Raw genomic sequence first — 22,415 nt, forward strand, 5'->3', positions numbered from 1 at the left:
GCGAGCGCGTCAGGCTGCCGTCAGAAGAGACTGGAGACCCAACTTGTGATGCTTTCCAGCAGGCCGGACGACGAGTCCGATGAGCTCGACGAGCTCGATGAGCCCGATGAACCCGAGGACGCCGACGGGGCCTTGGGATGGTCGAGGTCCACCGTCTCCGTCCACGTGATGTCCTGCGTTTTCGTGCTGAAACGCCCCGTATCGTAATACTTGTTGAGGGGTTTGGCGATGTGCTCAGTCCACCAGTCACTGTACCCGCCGAGCCCCGGGGCAATATGCGTTCCGGAGTTCATGGTGCTGCTGTTCTGCACATGGAACTGGATGGTCGCCGTCCCCGCCTTCTTGTCGACCGACTTGACCGTGTAGTCCATGGTGTAGGAACCGAGGAACGCCGCGGACATGTTCGACGTGAAGTCCTTGATGAGGGACTTGGTGTTCAGCGATTGATCCAGGCCGTTGTTCTGCACGACCCCCGAATCATCTGTGTACTGGTGGACATTCTTGCCCAGATTGTAGTTGCCGATGTTGATGTTGTCGGCCGCGATCTCCCGCACCCGCTGGACGTGGTAGTGGTCCATGAGCGACTGCGTGAAGGCGTCGTTTCCGCCGAAGTCCCGATGCTTGGGGCCCTTGCCCGAGACCCATTCGAATCCCAGGTCCACTCCATTGGGATCACCAGGGGTTCCGAAACATCCAGGGCACTTCTCCCGGAGAATCGGCTCCGCGGCGATCACGGGGCTGGCAAGCGTGTCGGCGACGGTCTCGACGGTGCCGACCCAGGCAGAGGCGAAGTTGTCGTCCCAGGGGCAGAAGGCGCCCCCTTCACACCAGTTGTGTCCGTCGAGCTCGACGCTGCTGATCGGGTTGCCGCCGGTGAAGGCGTAGCGGTTCCCGGTGAAGGGATCCGATCCCAGCTGCATGTCGGCCAGGGCGCCGTTGTACATGTCCCGGCTGGTGAAGCGGTTCAGGCCGGGGCTGTAGTCACGGAAGCCCATGTCGTACGTGCCGCTGGCGGCGTCCCAGCGCTTGCCGTTGAAGCGGTAGGGGTTGTACGCCTCCTTGTCCGGCTGGGCGGTGTCCGGCTTGTCGATGCCCGTGAACTCGGCGTCGTTGTTGGTGCCGTAGGCCGTGTAGCCGTAGGTGGACTTGGTGTCACCGCTGCTGTCGGTGAGGGTTTCGACGTCGGTGTGGCCGTTGTAGCCGTAGACGCCGAGCTCCTCGGAGCCGTCGGTGTTCTTCTTCAGCTGCGTCAGGCGTTCGCCCCACGGGCTGTACTGGTAGGACTTGGTGACCTCGCCGGCAACGGCCTCGTTGAGAACCTCGCTGGAGGTACCGAGGTAGTTGAAGTCGGTGGTCTTGCCGGCCTCCGTCTTTGATGCCGTGCGGTCCAGGGGGTCGAAGACGTAGGTGGTGGTCTTCGTCGTGACCCCGTCGGTCTGCAGCTTGGCGTTCTTGACCACGTGGTCGAAGCCGTCGTAGTCCCGGTCCTCGACGACCTTGCCGCCCGCGACGACCGTGTCCAGTCGGCCGTACGGGTCGTAGTTGTAGTTGTTGGTGGCGGAACCGATGCTCGAGCTGAGGAGCCGGTTGCGGTCGTAGGTGTAGTCGGTCGTGACGTTCTTGATCGTCTGGGTGACGACGTTGGCGTTGGCGTCGTGGACGTAGGTCTCGGTGCCCGCGCCGGATCCCGTCTTCACGAACTGGGCGAGCCGGTTGACCGGGTCGTAGGTGTAGTCCGTGGTGGAGTTCAGGTACGCGCCGTGGTTGTCGGCGTTCATCTTGGACGCGACGTCCTGCGCCTGGTTGCCGTTGGCGTCGTAGGCGTAGGTGTGCGAGGAGACCAGGGTGCCGTTGGGCTTTTTCTCCGTCTGGGTCTTCAGCGCCGCGTTCAGGTAGTAGGTGTAGTCGACCGTGTTGCCGTTGGCCTTGGTCTCCTTCAGCCGCAGACCGCGGTCGGTGTAGGTGTAGTCGGTGGTCTCCGGCGAGGCGTCCGAGGCGGACTTGCCGATCTTCACCGTCTTGACCAGGTCACGCACGTCGTAGAAGTACTGCGCGTACTGGTCCGGGTGGCTCGTCGTCTCCTTCTGGCCGTTGGCGTCGTAGGTGAACGACGTGGCCTTCTTCTCGGTGCCGTTCAGCGACTCGCTGACCTTCTGGACCTGGTTCAGCCCGGTGTAGGTCATCGTGTACTTGTCGATCTTGGCACCCGAGGAGGCGTCCGCGATCGAGGTGAGGTTGCCGTTGAGGTCGTACGAGTAGGTGAAGTCCTTCTTCTCGTTGTCCGTCTCGGTGACAGTGCGGACGATCTTCACCGCGTCGGCGACGACCTTGCCGGAGGCGTCGGGCGCCAGGGTGATCTTGGACGTGTTCCCCTGCTTGAAGGTGAACGAGCCCAGGGAGACCCAGGTGCCGCCACCGGTGGTCTGGTCGACCGTCTTGTCGGTGGTGCCGGCGTCGTGGGTGACGGTGTACTTCGCCGCCGTGGAGGCGCCCGAGGTCGTCGGGTACTTCGCGTAGGCGGTGTAGCTGCCGTCCTGCGGAACGTTCAGAGTCCAGGTGAACGTGTCCGTCGACGCCCCCGCCGCGTGCGTGCGGTGGTCGTAGCCCTGCTGGCCGGTGGCCGAAGCCGTGGCCCAGGTGCCGGTCGACGAAGTGGTCTGGGTGTCGGAGTTGTCGGCCACCACCACGTGGGAGCCGACCGGCACGCCGTCATCGGAGCGGGCCTGGAGGCTGCCGTCGGGGTAGTACGCCCAGCCCTGGGTCCGCGAGCTCGAGCCGCCGGCGGAGGTGAGGGTGCGCGAGACCTGCTGGCCGGTCTGGTTGTAGCCGTAGGAGGTGACGATGTCCCACGGGTCGGTGGACGTCCTGGTCCAACCGTTGTCGAAGTAGGTGTAGTCGGTGTCGTTGCGGACCGTCTGACCCGCCGACGGCGGCGCGGAGACCCGCGAGACGCGGCCGACCGCGTCGTACGTCGTCTGGGTGTAGACGTTGGGGTCGTTGTAGCGCCCGTCCGCCGGGTCGTAGGGCTGGAACCGCTTGACCGGACGGTTGAGCTTGTCGTACTCGGTGCGGCTGGTGAAGTCGTCCGCGGCCGCGGTGGCGGTGCCGCGCGGGCTGATCACCTTGGTGGTGTTGCCCATCTGGTCGTACTCGAACTTCGTGGTGCGAAGGGTGGTGCCCGAGTAGGGGACCCGCTGCTCGATCGTCTTGCCGCGCTCGTCGTAGACGACCTCGCTGGTGTTGCCCTCCTTGTCGGTGCTCCTGACCATCAGCGAGTCCTTGTCGTACTCGCGCGTGGTGAACTTGCCCGCCGCGTCGGTGACCTTGGTGACGCGGTGGTTGAGGTCGTAGGCGGACTTGCTGGTGTAGTCGGTGGTGTCGGCGGTGGCGTTCTTCTTCGGGTCGATGACCGTGACCGCGTTGCCGACGTTGTCGTACTCGTAGGAGACCTTGTCGCCGGTGGCGTTCACCACCGACATGAGCTGGTAGATCTCGTTGTAGTTGTTGGTGGTGACGTAGTCGTCCGGGACGGAGGTCGTCGCCACACCCTTGGGCTCGGTCGTGGTCTTGAGGTTGCCGACCTTGTCGTAGGTGTAGCGCGTCGTGCGACCGCTCAGGTTGTTGTCCGGGCCGGTCGTCTCGGTCACCTGGTCCGCGGAGTCATAGACCGCGGTGGACACCACGCCGTCCGCGGCGGTGCTGCTGGTGACGTTGTCGTTGGCGTCGTACACCGGAGCCGGAGTGGTGATGAACACCCCCTTGTCCTGCTCCTTGGGCAGCTTGTTGACCAGCGGACGCTTGAAGGTGTCGTAGGTCTGGGTGGTGGTGGTACCCAGCGCGTCGGTCACCGAGGTGACCTGACCGCGCTCGTCGTAGACGAACGTGGTGGCGTGGCTCTCCGCGTCGGTGATCGTCTTGGGGTAGCCGACGGCGTCGAAGTCGGAGTTGACGGTGGCATTGCCGTTGGCGTCGGTGGCCTTGGTCAACTGCCCGTAGCCGTCGTAGTCGTACTTCGTCGTGTAGTCGTCGGGCACCGACGTCGTCGCGACACCCTTCGGGTCCGTGACCGTCTTCATGTTCCCGAACGAGTCGTAGCCGAACTGCCAGGCGCGGCCCTCCGGCGACGTCTTGCGGAACAGGTCCGCCGAGTAACCGTCCGCGCGCGTCTGGTACTCGTACTTCGACGCGTTCGCCGGCCACTTGGTGGCGTCGGTGACACAGGTCGCCGTCTGGTCCGGCACGCCCGCCTTGTTGTTCTCCGCGTCACGCTGCCAGAGCGGGTAGCCGGTCTTCTGGTCGTAGCAGTACGCGGTCTTGGCGCCGTTGTCCTCCTCCATGTACGTGACGTTGTTGTCCGCGTCCCATGACATCTTCGACGTCTGGGACTTGGCGTTCGTCGTCTGGACGGGACGGAAGAAGTCGTCGGTGACGTACTTCGTGGCGTGCGACTCGGCGTCCGTGACCGTGGTGTCGGTGAAGTTGGTGTTCACGGTGTCGGCGGCGTAGGCGAAGCCGATGTCACCGCCGAGACGGTCGGTGATGGTCTTCGTCCACCAGTGGTACTTCGGGTCGTCACCCGTCTGGGGCGCGTAGTACGCCAGCTTGGTGTCATGGCCGCGCGGGTCGGTGGCCGTGACCAGCTTGACGTTCTTGTTGCCCTGGATGGCGTCGTAGGTGAACTTGAAGTTCTTCGGCTGGGCGGAGCCGTCGCCGTCGGTGAACTGACCGAGCAGGCCCTGCACCGTGTAGAAGAGGGAGACCTTGCGGCCCGAGATGTCCGTGATGGACTTCACGTGGTCGTAGATGTCCGGGTCGGTCAGGCTCGTGCCCGTGACCTTGGCGCCCGTGCCGTCGATGTAGTCGTAGGACGCGTCGCCCCTCTTGTAGTAGTCGATCGTCAGGGACTGCCGGCCCGCCGGGTCGGTGACGTAGGCGAGGAACTTCGCCGCCTTGCCCTGCGTCTTGTGCTGCTCATAGGTGTAGGTCTGCGTGTTGCCGTTCTTGTCCACGACAGACGTCAGGTAGCCGTCGCAGCCGAAGAGGAAGCGGGTGCCGTCCGGGCGCAGCAGCGTCCACGCGTCCGGGACCGGGTCCTTCGTCGGGGTGCAGTCCAGGCCCGCCTTCATCGTGATGCGGTAGTGGACGCCCGCGGGGGCCTTCCAGGTGCCGTCGGCCTGCTTGGTGAAGGTGTGCGTGGTGCCGTCACCGTCCGGCAGCCGGATCTCGGAGGCGTTCTGCACCGGGTTGGGGTGGAAGTCCAGCTGCGCACCGAGCCGGATCGGCCCGCCCAACTGCGCCGACCAGCCCGCACCCGCACCACCGGTGGTGTTGTCGGTGTCCTGCGAGTTGTACGCGAACCGCGCGAACGTCGTCAGACCCCGGCCGGGGTTGGTGAACGCGTTGTACGACCACACCGTGTTGCCGGAGGCCGTGTTGTTCATCACCGTCGAGCCGGCGCCCGTGTTCTTGCCGGTGTAGGAGTAGAACTTCTCCAGGCCCAGCGCATTCGACGTCGGGTCCTCGACGGCCACGTCCTGCTTCAGCGTCGGGATGCCGCCGGTGCCAGCGGACAGCCAGCTGCCGTCGGAGACCTTCTTGACGTCCCAGCCGAGCGTGTACTTGGTGCGCTTGCTGCCCGAGTCGGAGTTGACCGGCGTCTTGACCTGCGCCTGGATGGTCGCCGACTGGCCGGGGCTGAGCGCTGGGATGGCCGTGGAGAGCTGGTTGCCGCCGTTGGTCACGTCCGTGCCGTCGGGCAGCTTCCAGGTGTACGACAGCACCCGCTCACCGCTCGCCCACGCGCTCGACGTGGTGTTGGTGACCGTGAAGTCCACCGTGTAGGCCGAGTTGGGGGTCATACGGGCCGGGGTCTGCGGCGCGTAGTACGTGTCGTCCGTCGTGGAGTCGACGTAGATGACGCGCAGCAGCGGGCCGATCTGCTGGTCGGCGGCCTCCGAGGCCAGGAACATGGTCTGCTCCTGCGGACCCGTGGAGGTCTCGTCCTTCAGCTTGATCAGGGCGCCGTGGTTGGAGGACGGGGTGCGGGTCCAGCCCTGGGTGAGGGAGGTCGCGTCCCACCAGTGGCGGCCGACGTCCGAGACCGTTGCGACCGTGTCGGAGACGGTGGCCGAGTAGTCACCGCCCGCGGTCGTCCAGGCCGTGCCGGTCGCGGCGTTGTTCCAGGTGGCCTGGGTCTCGGTGAAGTCCTTGTTCAGGCCGTGGAGTTCGTAGATCGCACCGTTGGTCTTGGTGGTGGTCTCCGCGCCCCACAGGAACAGCCGCGACTCCAGCACCGTGGCGGTGGTGGGGATCGCGGTGGTCGGGAACTTCATGACCGCGCGGGTCTTCTCGGTGGCGTTCGTGGGCGTGTTGTTGCCCACGCTCAGCCACTTCTGGCCCACGCCGTCCCGGCTGATGGTGTCCAGGTTGGTGGTCGGCGTCGCGGAGGACAGGGTGGTGTCCGTGACGCTCGCCGCGGTGCCCTGGACGAGTTGCATCGTGCGGCCCGCCTTGGGGACGCCGACGACGCGGGTCGGGGAGCCGAGGAGCTGGCCGCCCTTCGTCTTCACCGCGAGCTGGTAGTAGTACGACCGCCCGATCTCCACCGAGGAGGAGTCCGGCGTCGGGGTCGCGGTGGTGTCCGTGTACGCCGTCGCCGACTTGTCGATCGGGGCGACGAGCGTGGCCGCGGACGGCGTGAACGCCTGCTGCGTGGAGCGGTGCAGCTGGTACTCGACGATGTCGTTGCTCGGGTCACCGGTGGTGTTCGAGTACGCCTTCCAGGACAGCTCCGGGCCCGTGCCGTGGACCACGGTGGGCGAGTTCAGCGTGGTGCCGACCTTGCCGTACGTCACCGTCAGCCGCGGGATCGTGGAGGTCTCGCCGCCGTAGTCGCCGTCGCCGGCCTCGTAGCGCGGACCGCCCATCGGACCGGCCGTCGACTCGTCCGCCGCCTTCAGCACGAACCCGTTGTTGACCGAGGTGCCGTCCAGCCACTGCTGCACGGTGTCGGTCACCGGGAACTTGTGCCACTGGCTGTACTCGCCGATGTCCTTGTTGATCATCGCCGGGTTGGTGAAGCGGACCGCGTCCGCGATCACCGACGTGGTCGCGGAGGCCGGACCGTCACCGAGGACGACCTTGCCCGCCGTACCGGCGGCGAAGTCGATCTGCGCGCCGCCCGCCAGCGGGGCCCAGACACCGTTCGTGCCGGACTGCTGGTTCACCGTGTAGGTGGTGGAGCCGGTCTTCGACGTGACCGTGTACGGGGCGTTGGTGGCACGGTCGGTGGCGGCGACGTAGTGCACGTCGACCTGGTAGGTGCCCGCGTCCTTGATGTCGGGCTGCCAGGTGTAGGTGTCGCCGGCGACCGTGTCCTTGTTGTAGCGGTAGTCGCCGCCGATGCCGTACTGCGCGAGGGAGGACGTGGTCAGCGGCCAGGAGCCGGTGGCCGCCGTGGTGCCCGCGTCGCCGTCGTCCACCGTGTAGCTGGTACCGGACAGCTCACCCGCCAGCGCACTGGTGTTGTTCCAGTTCGCCGTCGTCTCGTCCCAGGCTCCCGTCGCCCGGTGCACCTCGACCGGCACCTTCGTGCCGCCGCCGTCGTGCGCGTTGTCGAAGTACATCTCCAGACGCGCCGAGTCGATCTTCGTGCCCGAGGGGATCTCGTTCAGCGGGAACTTGATCAGGGAGCGGGCCGTGCCGGTGGCCGTGCGGCCGACCGACAGCTTCCAGCTGGTGTTGTAGTTGGTCGTCGGCGCCTCCTGCAGGACCATCGTGTCCTGCGAGTCCGTCGGCGACGGCGCGATCGTGATCGTCGGGTCGATCACCACGGGGTACTGGCGGTCCTTGGACGCCAGCCACTTCGTGTCCGGGGTCACGGTCAGCTTCCAGGACGTGCCGTCCTTCGTGAGCTTCTGCGTGACCTTCGTGCTGTAGGTCTTGCCGAAGACGGACCGGTCCGCCTTCTTCGCGTCCGTCATGAACGGCGCCGGGATCACCATCACCGGGGTGTTCGGCAGCGCGCCGTACAGCGCGATCGAACCGTCCTTGCGGGCCCGCGGCACCAGACCGTCGGTGTCCAGAGTGAAGGTGAACTTCAGCGGTCCGGACGGGCGTTCGGCGAGGGTGATGTTCTCCTTCACCCGGCCGGGACCGACGCCGTACTCCAGGTCCGCGCCGTGCACGGCGTCCTTGTACGTGACCGTCGAGCCCTTGGCGACCGGCTTCAGGGCACCGTCCGCGCCCTCCAGGCCCAGCGTCACCGAACGGCCGTCCGGGGACCGGAAGCGCACCAGGTGGTCCGCGTCCGAACCGAACCAGCTGCGGCCCTCGTTCGTCGTGTTGGCGAAGTCGAAGCCCTTCGCGTCCGTCGCGTGGACGGAGGTGTCGATCGGCTTCCAGTCCGCCTTCCTGCCGGAGCCCGAGCGGTACGAGGTCGGCACGGCCGACAGCTCCGCCTGTACCTGGCCGTCGGACAGCTGCCAGAACCGCGCGGTCGAGGTGCGGCGGCTCGTCAGCTCCTTGACCCGCTTCGCCTTCGGAGCGTTCTTGCCCTTCGGCAGCTTCTGCCGGTCGGCCACGTCCAGTTCGTCGTGGGACGGCGGCTCGGCGAGCGGGTGATCGTCGTCGACGCCCAGCCAGCCCTTGACGGTATCGACTACTCCCTTTCCGTCACCGCCGTCCGTATCGGACGCCGCATAGGCGACCTGTGGCAGCGCGGTACTCGTCACCGCGGACACCACAAGGCATGCTATAAGCCTGCCCAATCTGGGTTTCAAAGCAACCCTTTCCTCTTGCTCGTACGTCGTAAACATCGACCGGCGACGTCCGGCCCGCCCGAGAAGAGGCAGGCCGCACGTAGCGGCGCCGCGGTTGTAATCACGCAGGTCACGGCGTGTCAATCGAGCTCGCAGATCATGACAGTTCACCCATCACGGGAAATCGGCGTCCGGTTTGTCCATGCGCTGGCGAACGTTGTCCGCCGTCATGTATAAGAGCCCGGATCCGGGAATTCCGGCGCACGCACGCGAATTCCGAGGGGCCGATTCACAAGGGACTTTTCATGGGCGCTGAACAACAGGAAATGGCAGCGGGCACGGCCGGTTCCGGGGAGCCCGGCGGGAATTCCGGGACCGAGGCCCCGGCGCGCGCCCTGCGCCCGGACCGCACCGGCCTCCTCATCGGCGGCGCCCTGCTGGCCGCCTGCAGCGCGCTCGTCCTCCACGGCGTGCTCGGCAGCGCCGACACGTCGGCCCGGCCCCGCGTCCCGACCGCCCCCGTGACCTACGAGGTCACCGGGAAGGGCACCGCCGACATCGCCTACCAGGGCCGCAGCGAGGCCGGGACCGCCACCGTCGACCGTGCCGTCGCACTGCCCTGGAAGAAGACCGTGGACGTGCCGCTCGGCAAGCCGCCGCTGGTCTCGATCACGCTCGGCGAGAAGGGCGGACAGGCCAGCTGCTCGCTCGCGGTGCGCGGCCGGCACGTCCAGACGGCGTCCGCGTACGGCAGGTTCGGGCGCGCCACCTGCCAGGCCGAGCCGGCCTCGGCGACGCCGGCGCCCTCGGGGGCCGCGGGGTGAGTTCCCTGCGCCGGAACACGGGCAGGCTCGCGCTCGCCACCGCCGTGGTTCTCAGCGCCGTCTTCCTGTCCGCCCACAGCCGTAGCGGCACCTCGACCGGCCCGCCCGGCAGCGCGGTTCCGCCTGACGTGCCGCACGCCTCTTCCCCAGGCACCGGTCCGGGACACGCCGTGCTGCCCCGCCCGGTCGAAGGAGCCCGGCCGGGCGGTCAGCCGGCGGCGGTCGCGTCCCGGCACAGCAGGCGCAGCGAGCCGTTGCCGGTGAAGCAGCGGCGGGCCTCGGCCATGGGGTCCCAGAGGCGGCCGTCGGGCGTCCGGATCCAGTGGTCTGAGCCGCTCGCCCACCACTCGGCGCCGGTCTGGCGGACGACGACCTCGCCGGCGTAGGCGCCGAAGCCGCGCAGCACGTTCTCGACCGCCTCGTACGGCGCTCCCTCGCGCCGTATCTCCTCGATCATCCGGTCGACCCGCCACAGGCTCTGCGCCGAGTAGTCGAGCCGCACCCGCGCGCCCTCGCGCATGGTCGCCACCGCGTCCGCCGCCCACCGCACGGGCTTCGCCGCGGCGTGCGGCCTGGTCTCCTGCTGTGCTGTCACGTACTGGGCTGTCACATAGGGAAGAGCGGGCGCGGCCGGGCATCCGTCACGCGGATCCGGAACGTTTCCGCAACCGGTGCAGGACCGCCCCACCGCCACCCCACGACGGGCACAGGACTCGCCCAGAAGTGAGGTTTGAAGTCCGGTCGGCGGGCTGACTGCGGTCAGCCGCGGACGCGGGCCCGGCGGGACACGACCGCCTGCAGCACCCGGCGGCCCTCGACCGAGACGTCCAGGGCGCGGCGCAGGCCGTGCTTGCCGTGCTCGGCGAGGAGTTCCAGGACGACGACCTGGCGCCGCAGCTCTGCGGCGACGAGCGGGGACATGTCCTCGGTGCCGCCCGCGCGCCCGGCTTCCGCGCCGTCGGTCGACGAGGTGACGTCCGCGGCGGGGTCGAGGAGCCGGTGGATGCGCAGGGAGGCGACGGAGCAGGCGTCGGCCCAGGCCCGTATCGCCTCGCCGGTGCGCTCGGCCGGCGCCGCGTCCAGCATGCGGTGGGCGAGCAGCTCGGCCTCGTCCTCGCCGGCCTGGGCCGGACCGAGCGCGCCGCGTGCCTTCTCCAGGTTCCCGCCCCACTCGGAGCCGTCGGCGATGTTCGCCCACAGCGGGCGCAGCACCTCGTCGTCCCCGCCCAGCAGTGGCACGCACCGATCCAAACAAGCCAGCCCACTGGCGGCCAGTCCGCGTTCGTCGGCCTGAGTGATCAGTTCCATCAGGCTCATGAAAGCCTCCCTCGCCAGGGCGCCGCCTTTACGGAGCCCGCACTTCCCCTTACTGCGTGCGACGGCGAGAGAGTGTCACAGCAGATGGTTTTCAGCCAAGGGCCGGGACGAAGACGGGGCCCGCGAGGGCCTTCTCGTGCTGCATGCGGGTCAGTCGCAGCACGAGCAGGAGGGCGACCACGGCGGCCAGGATGTCGACGCCGTCCGCGACCATGACGTGCAGCGCGGCATCCCGGATCGCCGAGGCGGTGCGCGCCGCGTCGTACTCGTTCGCCACGAGCCGGCCGAGGGTGGTGACCAGCCAGCACGCCCACCAGGCGTTGATCAGCCCGTGCCGCGCACGCCCGCCGGCGGGGTGGCTGGCGTCCCAGACGTCCAGGGCGATCCGGCGCGGGATGTAGAAGTTCGCGAGGGGCACCACCCAGCCGGCGAGGGTCCATGCGCGCGCCCTGCTGTGCCCGTCCGGGCTGAACACCTCGGCGTTCACCCGCACCCGCCAGAACCAGACCAGGAACACGACTTCGCAGACCAGCCAGGCCAGGGTCTGCGCGGTGCCCGCCGCCGTGTACAGGGTGTCCGCCTGGTCGACGCGCCCGGAGAGGCCCTTGTGCAAGAGGTCGTCCTCCACGCGGTACACGTGGAAGCCGGCCACGACGGCCGACAGGTCGGTCAGAACAACCAGTCCGAGCAGCACGGCGGTGGCCTTGCCCAGCCCGACCGGCGAACGCAGCCGGGCGCCCTTCGCGTCGGTGCTCGGGGCGTAGTTGCTCACGGTGATTCCCCCCAGGTCCCTCAGGTGCGGTGTGCACGCGGAAGATACGGTTCACCGACCTGTCATGTCCACTCGAACGGTCAGCCCAGCCGGCCCGCCAGCTGCTTGAACTGCGCCCAGGACAGCGCGGGCGCGCCCGGGTCCCACAGTTTCTGCACGGTGGCCCGCAGCGGCATCCGGATGCCGGCGGCGACCTGGGCCTGCGTCTGGGAGTTGGCGAGGTCGCACCACACCGCGAACGACCCGCCCAGTATCTGCCCGTCGTAGCTCGCCGGCACGGCGGTCGTGCCGCGCAGCACCCGCGGGTTCCACTGCTCGTAGATCCGCCGGCCGGTCGGGTAGACGAAGGTCTGCGGCTGCCCCAGGACGTAGTAGAGGAACTCGTCGTTGTAGTTGAGCACCTTGCGGCCCGCGCTCAGGTACTGCACCGGCGTCCGGGCTCCGATCTCCTTGCCGGTCCAGTAGGCGACCTGGAGGTCCTTGGCGGGCTGCACCGAGGTGTTGCGGAAGAAGCCGTCGTTCCAGGCCCGCATGGCCCGGTCGTGGGCGCGCACGGTGGCGGCCCGGTCGTTCAGCCAGCCGGTGGCGAGGTCGGCGACGGTGGCGCCGGAGCCGAACTTCTGCCGGGCGGCGGCCGCCAGCTGCGGGAAGGAGGCCTGCGGGTTCGCCACGGTCAGCGCCTGGTACTCGTCGCCGCCGAGGTGCCACTGGTTGCCGGTGAAGAGGCCGGCGTACTCGTTGAGCAGGTCGTCGACGATCTTCGCGGAGGCGTCCTTGGAGATGTCGATCGCGCCCCGCGTCGCGACCCCGTTCACATTGCGCAGCTGCAGGTCGGGGTGGGCGGCGATGACCGCGCCCAGATGCCCGGGCGAGTCGATCTCGGGGACCACGGTGATGTGCCGGGCGGCCGCCAGGTCGACGATCTGCTTGACCTGCGCCTTGGTCAGATGGTCCCGGGAGACGATCTCGGGATGGCTGCTGGACTCGATCCGGAAGCCCTGGTCGTCGGAGAAGTGCAGCCCCAGCTCGTTGAACTTCAGGTCGCCCAGTTCCCGTATCCGGTCCTCGATCCAGGACGCGGTGAACGGCTTGCGCGCGATGTCGAGCATGAAGCCGCGCACCGGCTTCGCGGGCTCGTCCCGTACGACGCCCTCGGGGGCCGTACCGCCGCCGTGGACCTCCTGCTTCAGGGTGCGGCTGCCGTAGAAGACGCCCGCCTCGCCCGGCCCGCTGATGTCGACCCGCCCGCCGCGGACGGTCATGGTGTACGACTCCGGGTTCCCGCCCTTGCCCCCGAGCGCCAGCCGGACGTCACCCGCCCGCCGGTCGCCCTTCTCCCCCGCGTACGCCAGCCCCAGCTCGCTCGCTATCAGCCGCCCCTCGTCGGCCAGCCGCGCATCGCTCACCACCACCCGCCCGCCGCGCTGCGGCCGCCAGCCGGGGCCACGCGCCGCGGTGTGCGAACGCACCGCGGGGATCGTGCGCGGCGCCTGGGAGAGCGGATAGGACCGGCTGGGCGACGGGCTGCTCGGCGCGGCGACACGCCCGCTCGCGGCCGTGGAGCCACGCTCCGACGACGCCGGTGCCACCCCTCCGGCCGGTTTCTCGCCGCCGTCCGCCGAGGCCCATACGCCGACGCCCACACCGAGCGCGACGGTGCCCACGAACGCGGCGGCCACGACCGCCTGCTTCCGTCTGACCTGCTGCGCCGAAGCCCGGCGCCTGTGCTGGCTCACTCAAACAACGTACGACCGATCGGCGGATCATTCGTCATCGACACGTTCCGAAACTCTCCCGTTCGAGTGAAATTCGGGCATCCCTCGGACACACAGTGACCACTCTCGATAACGTGATGACACACCTTTCACCAGATCCCCTGCCACACCACATGTGACGCGAGGACCCACGCTGCCTGCGCATCGTCTCCCGTACCTCCCCGCACCACTGGACGCCTTCAACGCGGCCCCCGCCGACGAGGCCGGCGTCCTGCTCCTCCACTGCCTCCGCAGCCGGCGCTGGTCCCTCCGCATCACGGCCCACCGCCCCTACCCCGACCTGGACTCCCTCCTGGCGGCAGCGGACGAGGCGGCGTACGACCTGTCCCCGGGGGATCTGTCGGAGGCCCTGGCGGGCGAGTCACTTCCGGAGCTGCCCGAAGGCACGTACTCGGCAGCCCACATGGCCCTGGGCGCGGCACACGCCGCCTACGAAGCCCGATTCGGGCATGCGTTCGTCATCTATCTGGGGGATGTACACCCGGACGAGGCCATCGACCGCATCCTCGAAGGCATCCGATCACGATTGACAAACGATCCGGAGGAGGAGCGGGTGATAGCGGCGGAGGAACTACGGCGCCTGGCAAGAAGCAGACTGGCCACGTCCCTGCGGGGCGCGGGCCTGCATCTACCAGCGGCTTCGCCGGGGGGAGCGGCCGGCCACAACACACCCGCACACGGCACATAACCGCACACACCACCCCGGATGCCGCACGGCTAGCCCAACCGCGTGCCAATTTGATCACACAGGCAGGCCCCCCGTAAGCGGCAGCGCACCGCATGGATACGATGCTGGGGGCCGGTGGACCGTACCCGGCCGGGCCCGACCGACACCGAAGCCGGCGCGGCCCTAGTCCCCGCTCCCGGAGGGTTCTTCCGTGCCGGCTGGAACGCTGTACCGCGGCCGGGAAGGAATGTGGTCCTGGGTGGCTCACCGAGTCACCGGCGTCCTCATTTTCTTCTTCCTGTTCGTTCACGTGCTGGACACCGCACTCGTCCGTGTCTCCCCCGAGGACTACGACAAGGTCGTAGCCACGTACAAGACGCCGATCGTCGCGCTGCTGGAGTACGGCCTCGTCGCCGCCATCCTCTTCCACGCGCTCAACGGCCTGCGCGTCATCGCCGTCGACTTCTGGTCGAAGGGCCCGCGCTACCAGAAGCAGATGCTCTGGACCGTCGTCGGCATCTGGGTCGTCCTGATGGCCGGGGCGCTCTACCCCGTCCTCGGCCACGCCGCTCGTGTTCTGTTCGGGAGCTGACGCCCATGTCCACGACTGAAACCACCGCGTCCGGAGTCGGCCCCGTCGAGGGCGCCCCCCTCTACACGGTCGACAACCCGGCCCCGCTCATCGAGCCTCCGCGCAAGCGCACCAAGAAGACCCCGAAGTCGACCCGGGGCAACTTCGAGATGGCGGCCTGGCTGTTCATGCGCCTGTCCGGCGTCGTGCTGGTCGTCCTCGTCCTCGGCCACCTGCTGATCCAGCTGGTGCTGGACGGCGGCGTCTCCAAGATCGGCTTCGCCTTCGTGGCCGGCCGCTGGGCGTCCCCGTTCTGGCAGGTCTGGGACCTGCTGATGCTGTGGCTTGCGATGCTGCACGGCGCCAACGGCCTGCGCACGGTCATCAACGACTACGCGGAGCGCGCGAACACCCGGCTGTGGCTGAAGGGCCTGCTCTACACGGCCACGGTGTTCACCATCCTGCTGGGCACGCTGGTGATCTTCACCTTCGACCCGAACATCCGCTAGGCACGGGGCTGCGAGAAACATGAAGATCCACAAGTACGACACCGTCATCGTCGGCGCCGGCGGCGCGGGCATGCGCGCGGCCATCGAGTCGACGAAGCGCAGCCGCACCGCGGTCCTGACCAAGCTCTACCCCACCCGCTCCCACACGGGCGCCGCGCAGGGCGGTATGGCCGCCGCGCTCGCCAACGTGGAGGAGGACAACTGGGAGTGGCACACCTTCGACACGGTCAAGGGCGGTGACTACCTGGTCGACCAGGACGCCGCCGAGATCCTGGCGAAGGAGGCCATCGACGCCGTCCTCGACCTGGAGAAGATGGGCCTGCCGTTCAACCGGACCCCGAACGGCACCATCGACCAGCGCCGCTTCGGCGGTCACAGCCGTAACCACGGTGAGGCGCCCGTCCGCCGCTCCTGCTACGCGGCCGACCGCACCGGCCACATGATCCTCCAGACGCTGTACCAGAACTGCGTCAAGGAGGGCGTGGAGTTCTTCAACGAGTTCTACGTCCTGGACCAGCTGATCACCGAGGTCGACGGCGTCAAGAAGTCGGCCGGTGTCGTGGCGTACGAGCTGGCGACCGGTGAGATCCACGTCTTCCAGGCGAAGGCGGTCATCTACGCCTCCGGCGGCACCGGCAAGTTCTTCAAGGTGACCTCCAACGCGCACACCCTGACCGGTGACGGCCAGGCCGCCGTCTACCGCCGCGGTCTGCCGCTGGAGGACATGGAGTTCTTCCAGTTCCACCCGACCGGCATCTGGCGCATGGGCATCCTGCTGACGGAGGGCGCCCGTGGTGAGGGCGGCATCCTCCGCAACAAGGACGGCGAGCGCTTCATGGAGAAGTACGCGCCGGTCATGAAGGACCTCGCGTCCCGTGACGTCGTCTCCCGCTCCATCTACACGGAGATCCGCGAGGGCCGCGGCTGCGGTCCCGAGGGCGACCACGTCTACCTGGACCTGACGCACCTTCCGCCGGAGCAGCTGGACGCCAAGCTCCCGGACATCACCGAGTTCGCGCGGACGTACCTCGGTATCGAGCCGTACACGGACCCGATCCCGATCCAGCCGACCGCGCACTACGCGATGGGCGGCATCCCGACCAACGTCGAGGGTGAGGTCCTGGCGGACAACACCACGGTGGTCCCGGGTCTGTACGCGGCCGGCGAGGTCGCCTGTGTCTCGGTGCACGGCGCCAACCGCCTCGGCACCAACTCGCTGCTGGACATCAACGTGTTCGGCCGCCGTGCGGGCATCGCCGCCGCCGAGTACTCCCACACGGCCGACTTCGTCGAGCTGCCGGAGAACCCGGAGGCGTTCGTCGTCGAGCAGATCGAGCGGCTGCGCAACTCCACCGGCAACGAGCGGGTGGCGACGATCCGTCGCGAGCTGCAGGAGACCATGGACGCCAACGTCATGGTGTTCCGCACCGAGCAGACGATCAAGACGGCGGTCGAGAAGATCGCCGAGCTGCGCGAGCGCTACAAGAACGTGGCGATCCAGGACAAGGGCAAGCGGTTCAACACCGACCTGCTGGAGGCCATCGAGCTGGGCAACCTGCTGGACCTGGCCGAGGTCATGGCGGTGTCGGCGCTGGCCCGCAAGGAGTCCCGCGGCGGTCACTACCGCGAGGACTACCCGAACCGCGACGACGTCAACTTCATGCGCCACACGATGGCGTACCGCGAGGTCGGCGCCGACGGCTCGGAAACCGTCCGTCTCGACTACAAGCCGGTCGTCCAGACCCGCTACCAGCCGATGGAGCGTAAGTACTGATGGCTACCCCTGTTCTGGACAAGGTCGAGGCGGAGTCCGCGGCCTCCCCGTACATCACGGTCACCTTCCGGGTCCGCCGGTTCAACCCGGAGGTCTCGGCCGAGGCGACCTGGGAAGACTTCCAGCTGGAGATCGACCCGAAGGAGCGTGTCCTCGACGGTCTCCACAAGATCAAGTGGGACGTCGACGGCACGCTGACCTTCCGCCGTTCCTGCGCGCACGGCATCTGCGGCTCCGACGCCATGCGGATCAACGGCAAGAACCGCCTGGCGTGCAAGACGCTGATCAAGGACATCAACCCCGAGAAGCCGATCACGATCGAGCCCATCAAGGGCCTGACGGTCCTCAAGGACCTGGTCGTGGACATGGAGCCGTTCTTCCAGGCGTACCGGGACGTCATGCCGTTCCTGATCACGAAGGACACGAACGAGCCGACGCGTGAGCGTCTGCAGTCCGCCGAGGACCGCGAGCGCTTCGACGACACGACGAAGTGCATCCTCTGCGCCGCGTGCACGTCCTCGTGCCCGGTCTTCTGGAACGACGGCCAGTACTTCGGCCCGGCCGCCATCGTCAACGCGCACCGCTTCATCTTCGACAGCCGTGACGAGGCGGGCGAGCAGCGCCTGGAGATCCTCAACGACAAGGACGGCGTGTGGCGCTGCCGCACGACCTTCAACTGCACGGACGCCTGCCCGCGCGGTATCGAGGTCACGAAGGCGATCGCCGAGGTGAAGAAGGCGCTGATCACGCGCCGCTTCTGAGGTCCCTACCTGTACGTGGCTGTGGGCCCCGCTTCCCGGTTTCGCACCGGGAATCGGGGCCCCAGGCATATGTCTGGGACACGATCGGGTGAACCGGTTCGTACAGGACACGCCTGGCACATCGCGCCTACGATGATTCCCTCGGCACCAGCCCACAGGAGGCATCTGATGTCCACAGAAGCTGTCGAGCAGCCGCACAACGACGAGCCGTCATTGTGGGACGTGGCCGACGAGATCATGGAGCATCATCCGGGCTACCGCGTCGAGATCATCGGAGGCCAGATCCTCGTGACCCCGTCCCCGGACGCTCCCCATTCCTTCATCTTGACCGACCTCACCATCCCGTTCGTCACGGCCGGCCTCCACGGTGCCGAGACCAAGGTCGGTCAGAACATCAGCATCTGGCTCCCCGGCGGACCAGGGGGCTTCGCGACCCCCGACCTGTGTGTCGTCGACGCTGACATCGACGACCACCACATCGAGCGCAACTGCTACGACCCCGCGGTCTTCCGTCTCGTTCTCGAAGTGACCTCCAACAACTGGAAGTCCGATCTGCAGATCAAGACCGCCGCATACGCCGACGCCGACGTGCCGGTGTACGTGATCATCGACCGCAAGCATCAGCGCGTTCACGTCCTCACCAACCCCGCAGAGGACGACTACGACAGCCATCGCGTCCACGCCCCCGGCGAGATCGTCACCCTCCCCGACTCCATCGGCGCCAAGGTCACCCTGGACGTGGCCGCCATCCTCGCAGCGGGCCGCCCTCGCCGCCCGTGAGCCCCTCTGGGGCTCTGCGTCTCCCGGGCCGGGAACGGGCAGGTTTCCAGCTCTTCCTGAGGAGTCCCGCCGAATCCGCTTCGGTGGGGCTCCTCGCATCTTGTCCGGCTTGGCCACTAATGTGACGACATGTCAGACGAAGAGTCGTACGAGCTACTCGGTTTCGACAACGTACTGCTGTCCGTCGGCGACCTCGACGAGGCGATCGCCTTCTACGAACAGGCAGGGTTCACCGTGGGGTTCCGGTTCGACGAGGCCGGGATCGCGCTGCTGAAGGTCGGCGGGGAGACGCCCGGCATCCTGCTGCGCGCCGAGGAGGCGCTGGTAGAGCGGCCGCCGCTCTGGCTGGCGCCGCGCCTCTGGCTGGAGGTGCCGGACGCGCGGGTGGCCGCGCGGAGGCTGGCGGACGCCGGGATCGAGCCGCTGGACGAGGTGTTCCAGGTGGCCACCGGCTGGACCGTGGAGTTCGCGGACCCCTGGGGCAACGTCTTCGGCCTCACCGACTACACCAAGCGGCGGGAGTTGGGCCGCAGAAGCTGAGACGAAGGCCTCACCAGCCCCCTCCTCCATTGAGTTGAACACGTTCAAAAGCAGGGCTACAGTCATCCCTGTCAGCGTTTTGAACGCGTTCAAGAAGGGGTGGGGCGCATGGACCGCATTGTCATCGCCTACGTCATCTACCTGGTCGTCAGCATCGCGCTGACCGTGTGGGTCGCCCGCACGCTCAGCCGCAACGGCCGGGTCTTCCTCGCCGATGTGCTGCACGGCAACGACAAGCTCGCCGACGCCGTCAACCACCTCCTGGTGGTCGGGTTCTACCTCGTCAACCTCGGCTTCGTGGCCCTGTTCCTGACCGACAACAGCGACGTCGGCGACACCCGGGCGATCTTCGAGGTCCTGTCGGTCAAGCTCGGCGTGGTGCTGCTGGTGCTCGGCGCGATGCACCTGGGCAACGTGTACGTGCTCAACAAGATCCGGCGGCGCGGGCTCATGGAGCGCGAGCAGCAGCCGCCCGTGGCCCCGCAGGGCTGGGCTGCGCCGACGGTCGGGGCGTGACCACCGTGACCGCCGGTCAGGACCGGGGCGCGGCAGGCGCTCCGGTCCGCGGACTCACCGTCCTGTACGACGCCGAGTGCGGCCTGTGCACGCATCTGCGCGGCTGGCTCGTACGACAGGCGCAGCTGGTGCCGCTGGAGCTGGTCCCGGCCGGGTCGGCCGAGGCACGCAGGCGCTTTCCGGGGCTCGATCACGGCGCCACCCTGGACGAGGTCACCGTGATCGGCGACTCCGGCCAGGTCTACCAGGGCTCGCGGGCCTGGATCGTCGTCCTGTGGGCCCTGCGCGAACACCGGCCGCTGGCCCACAGGCTGAGCACTCCGGCCGGGGCGAAGCTGGCCCGGGGCGCGGTGCTGGCGGCCGCGAAGTGGCGGGGTGCGCAGGGGCGGAACGGGCAGTGGGGCGGGCAGTCGTACCCCCGCGCGGACGGCTGGGAATACCGCCCGAGCACGGGCTGGACGTACAACCCGCCGTCCTGCTCCGGCGGTGCCTGCGCCACTGGTTAGGCTCCTGTCGTGCCCGCGAAGAACGACGGCCCCGAGGCCGGCCCCCAGACCAAGTCCGAGCAGACCCGCGCGCTGATCCTGGAGACCGCGATGCGGTTGTTCCAGGAGCACGGCTACGACAAGACGACCATGCGGGCCATCGCCAAGGAGGCCGGGGTCTCCGTCGGCAACGCCTATTACTACTTCGCGGGCAAGGAGCACCTGATCCAGGGCTTCTACGACCGGATCGCCGCCGAGCACCAGGTGGCGGTCCGGGGGATCCTGGACCGGGAGACCGACCTGGAGGCGCGCCTCGCGGGCGTGCTGACGGCATGGCTGGACATCGCCCGGCCGTACCACGAGTTCGCCGTCCAGTTCTTCAAGAACGCCGCCGACCCGGACAGCCCGCTCAGCCCCTTCTCACCGGAGAGCGAGCACGCCCGCGAGCAGGCCATCAGCGTCCACCGCGAGGTACTGGCCGGCTCCAAGTCCAAGGTGCCACCCGAACTGAGGGACATCCTCCCGGAGCTGATGTGGCTCTCCCAGATGGGCCTCGTCCTGTACTGGGTGTTCGACCGCACTGAGGCGTACGAGCGCAGCTACCGGTTGGCTCGTCGGGGGGCACGGCTGACCGCCCGCGGGGTCGCCCTGGCCCGCTTCCGGGTGCTGCGCCCCCTGGTGCTCGACGTCCACGAACTGTTCACGGACTTCCTGCCGGGGATGACGAAGGCACTGCCGGACCCGAAGGCCAGGGCGCGGCGCGACGCGACGGGCTGATCAGATCCACTGCAGACGCCACAGGCGGAACACGCCCGTGCCGTCCGAGAGGTACTGGCTGCCGCCGACGTCCTCGGTGCTGACCACGTACTCCTTGCGCTGCCACAGCGGGATCAGCGGCACGTCGGCCGCCACGTCCGCCTGGAGGGAACGGAAGTCGGCGGCGGCCCGCGAGCGGTCGGCGTACTGCTGGCTGTCCAGGATGAGGTTGTCGACGACCTTGTTGCTGTAGCCGGTGCTCATGGTGGAGCCGGTGCCGACGAGCGGTGCGCCGAAGGTGTCCGGGTCGGGATAGTCGGCCACCCAGCCGACCGCCCAGGCGTCCATCTTCCCGGCGGCCCAGCGCTTCTGGAAGTCGGTCCACTCGTAGCCCTGGACGTCCACCTTGAACAGGCCGCCCGCCTCCAGCTGCTTCTTCAGCTCCGCGGCCTCCTCCTCGCCCGCGCCCCGGCCCTTGCCGTACCCGAAGGTGAAGCGCACCGGCAGGCTCACCCCGGCCTCGGTGAGCAGCTCCCGCGCCTTCCTGGTGCTCTGCTGCGGGTAGCTGTCGAAGAAGGACGTGGTGTGGCCGGTGATGCCGGTCGGGATCACCGAGTACAGCGGATCGACCGTGCCCTCGTACACCGTGGCCGCCAGCTGCTCGCGGTTGACCAGCCAGGCCAGGGCGCGGCGCACGCGCACATCGTGCAGCGGGGAGCTCGCGCGGGTGTTGAGGTAGAGGTTGCGGATCTCGGAGCTGTCGGACTCGGTGACACGCTGCGTGGGGTCGCTCGGGTTCAGCCGGGAGAGCACGCTCGGCGGCAGCGTCCGGGTGGCGACCTCGACCTGCTTGTCCTTCCACGCGCCGTTCAGCTTCTCGGAGTCGGCGAAGTAACGCAGCTCGATCGGGCGGCCGGTGCCGCCGAGGTAGCCCCGGTAGTTCCGGTACGGCGCCAGGACGGCCTTGGTGTCCTTCGTGTACGAGGCCAGCGTGTACGGGCCGGTGCCGTCGACACCGGTGTCGGTGCGCAGGGCACCGGCCGGGTACTTGTCCTTGTCGACGATCGAACCGGCGCCGGTGGCGACCTTCAGCGGGAAGGTGGCGTCCGGGGACGACAGGTGGAAGGTCACCGTCGTCGCGTTGTCGGCGCTCACCGAGCGGAGCGTGGAGAAGAGGGACGCCGGGCCGACCTCGGAGTTGATCTTCTTGACGCGCTCGAAGGAGTACTTCACGTCCTCGGCGGTCATCCTGCGTCCGCTCGGGAAGCTGATGTCGCCGCGCAGTGTGCACTGGTACGCGGTCAGTCCGCCGGCCTCGAAGGCGCAGCTCTTCGCCGCGTCCGGGACCGGTTCGACACCGCCCGGTTCGAAGGTGAGCAGCGTCTGGAAGACGTTGCTGAACAGGGCCCAGGATCCGGCGTCGTAGGCGCCGGCCGGGTCCAGTGAGGTGACGGCGTCCGTCGTGCCGACCGTGATGGTCTTGTTCTTGTCCTCCTGCGACGGCAGCAACTGCCAGCCGCCGATTCCCACGACGGCGAGTACGAGCAGCGTCACGAGAATGCGCATGCGAACAGATCGCATGGTGGTGCCCTCCCCAGGCCTGTCAGAG

At 68.2% G+C, this 22,415-nt stretch carries 17 protein-coding genes; 11 read left to right on the forward strand and 6 right to left on the reverse strand.

The features are described from left to right. Positions 1-20: 20 nt before the first annotated feature. A complete protein-coding gene (locus ACZ5DS_RS30705; RefSeq protein WP_468245289.1) occupies positions 21-7,775 on the reverse strand; it encodes a golvesin C-terminal-like domain-containing protein in 7,755 nt (2,584 codons plus the stop codon). 1,289 nt (positions 7,776-9,064) lie between these two features. On the opposite strand from ACZ5DS_RS30705, the gene ACZ5DS_RS30710 reads away from it, so the two are divergent. Continuing rightward, positions 9,065-9,583, forward strand: coding sequence for a hypothetical protein (locus ACZ5DS_RS30710; RefSeq protein ID WP_468244955.1), 519 nt, complete (start codon positions 9,065-9,067; stop codon positions 9,581-9,583). A gap of 208 nt (positions 9,584-9,791) precedes the next feature. On the opposite strand, the gene ACZ5DS_RS30715 is transcribed toward ACZ5DS_RS30710, so the two are convergent. From ACZ5DS_RS30715 to ACZ5DS_RS30730, 4 genes are all read right to left on the reverse strand, one after another. Next, positions 9,792-10,178 carry a hypothetical protein gene (locus ACZ5DS_RS30715; protein ID WP_468244957.1) on the reverse strand — a complete coding sequence of 129 codons (387 nt, stop codon included), beginning with the start codon at positions 10,176-10,178 and terminating at the stop codon, positions 9,792-9,794. A gap of 164 nt (positions 10,179-10,342) precedes the next feature. Next, complete coding sequence (locus ACZ5DS_RS30720; RefSeq protein ID WP_468244960.1) at positions 10,343-10,900, reverse strand: hypothetical protein; 558 nt, start codon at positions 10,898-10,900, stop codon at positions 10,343-10,345. 91 nt (positions 10,901-10,991) lie between these two features. Next, complete coding sequence (locus ACZ5DS_RS30725) at positions 10,992-11,672, reverse strand: DUF4328 domain-containing protein (RefSeq protein WP_468244963.1); 681 nt, start codon at positions 11,670-11,672, stop codon at positions 10,992-10,994. 80 nt (positions 11,673-11,752) lie between these two features. After that, positions 11,753-13,408, reverse strand: coding sequence for a beta-N-acetylhexosaminidase (locus ACZ5DS_RS30730; protein ID WP_468244965.1), 1,656 nt, complete (start codon positions 13,406-13,408; stop codon positions 11,753-11,755). A gap of 154 nt (positions 13,409-13,562) precedes the next feature. Between ACZ5DS_RS30730 and ACZ5DS_RS30735 the strand changes: the two genes are divergently transcribed. The 10 genes from ACZ5DS_RS30735 (at position 13,563) to ACZ5DS_RS30780 (ending at position 20,827) form a co-directional block, all read left to right on the forward strand. Then, positions 13,563-14,135 (forward strand): 2-oxo-4-hydroxy-4-carboxy-5-ureidoimidazoline decarboxylase, encoded by a 573-nt coding sequence (locus ACZ5DS_RS30735; RefSeq protein WP_468244968.1) that lies wholly within the window; start codon positions 13,563-13,565, stop codon positions 14,133-14,135. A gap of 190 nt (positions 14,136-14,325) precedes the next feature. Beyond that, positions 14,326-14,706 (forward strand): succinate dehydrogenase, cytochrome b556 subunit, encoded by a 381-nt coding sequence (gene sdhC / locus ACZ5DS_RS30740; protein WP_468244971.1) that lies wholly within the window; start codon positions 14,326-14,328, stop codon positions 14,704-14,706. 5 nt (positions 14,707-14,711) lie between these two features. Continuing rightward, positions 14,712-15,194 (forward strand): succinate dehydrogenase hydrophobic membrane anchor subunit, encoded by a 483-nt coding sequence (locus ACZ5DS_RS30745; protein WP_468244973.1) that lies wholly within the window; start codon positions 14,712-14,714, stop codon positions 15,192-15,194. A gap of 19 nt (positions 15,195-15,213) precedes the next feature. Next, entirely contained in the window at positions 15,214-16,968 is a 1,755-nt protein-coding gene (gene sdhA / locus ACZ5DS_RS30750) for a succinate dehydrogenase flavoprotein subunit (protein ID WP_468244976.1), read from the forward strand. Beyond that, a complete protein-coding gene (locus tag ACZ5DS_RS30755; RefSeq protein WP_468244977.1) occupies positions 16,968-17,729 on the forward strand; it encodes a succinate dehydrogenase iron-sulfur subunit in 762 nt (253 codons plus the stop codon). Before sdhA ends, ACZ5DS_RS30755 begins: the two co-directional genes overlap by 1 nt. A gap of 168 nt (positions 17,730-17,897) precedes the next feature. Then, positions 17,898-18,509, forward strand: coding sequence for a Uma2 family endonuclease (locus ACZ5DS_RS30760; RefSeq protein ID WP_468244980.1), 612 nt, complete (start codon positions 17,898-17,900; stop codon positions 18,507-18,509). A gap of 129 nt (positions 18,510-18,638) precedes the next feature. After that, complete coding sequence (locus ACZ5DS_RS30765; protein WP_468244981.1) at positions 18,639-19,049, forward strand: VOC family protein; 411 nt, start codon at positions 18,639-18,641, stop codon at positions 19,047-19,049. 108 nt (positions 19,050-19,157) lie between these two features. Further along, positions 19,158-19,565, forward strand: a complete 408-nt coding sequence (locus tag ACZ5DS_RS30770; RefSeq protein ID WP_468244982.1) for a hypothetical protein — start codon at positions 19,158-19,160, stop codon at positions 19,563-19,565. Then, complete coding sequence (locus tag ACZ5DS_RS30775) at positions 19,562-20,071, forward strand: thiol-disulfide oxidoreductase DCC family protein (RefSeq protein ID WP_468244985.1); 510 nt, start codon at positions 19,562-19,564, stop codon at positions 20,069-20,071. Before ACZ5DS_RS30770 ends, ACZ5DS_RS30775 begins: the two co-directional genes overlap by 4 nt. A 9-nt stretch (positions 20,072-20,080) precedes the next feature. Beyond that, on the forward strand, positions 20,081-20,827 hold the full coding sequence (locus tag ACZ5DS_RS30780; protein WP_468244987.1) for a TetR/AcrR family transcriptional regulator: 747 nt from the start codon (positions 20,081-20,083) through the stop codon (positions 20,825-20,827). On the opposite strand, the gene ACZ5DS_RS30785 is transcribed toward ACZ5DS_RS30780, so the two are convergent. Then, positions 20,828-22,372, reverse strand: a complete 1,545-nt coding sequence (locus ACZ5DS_RS30785) for an ABC transporter substrate-binding protein (RefSeq protein ID WP_468244988.1) — start codon at positions 22,370-22,372, stop codon at positions 20,828-20,830. It lies immediately after the preceding gene. Positions 22,373-22,415 lie beyond the last annotated feature (43 nt).

The sequence above is a fragment of the Streptomyces sp. NPDC031100 genome (genome assembly GCF_055570785.1).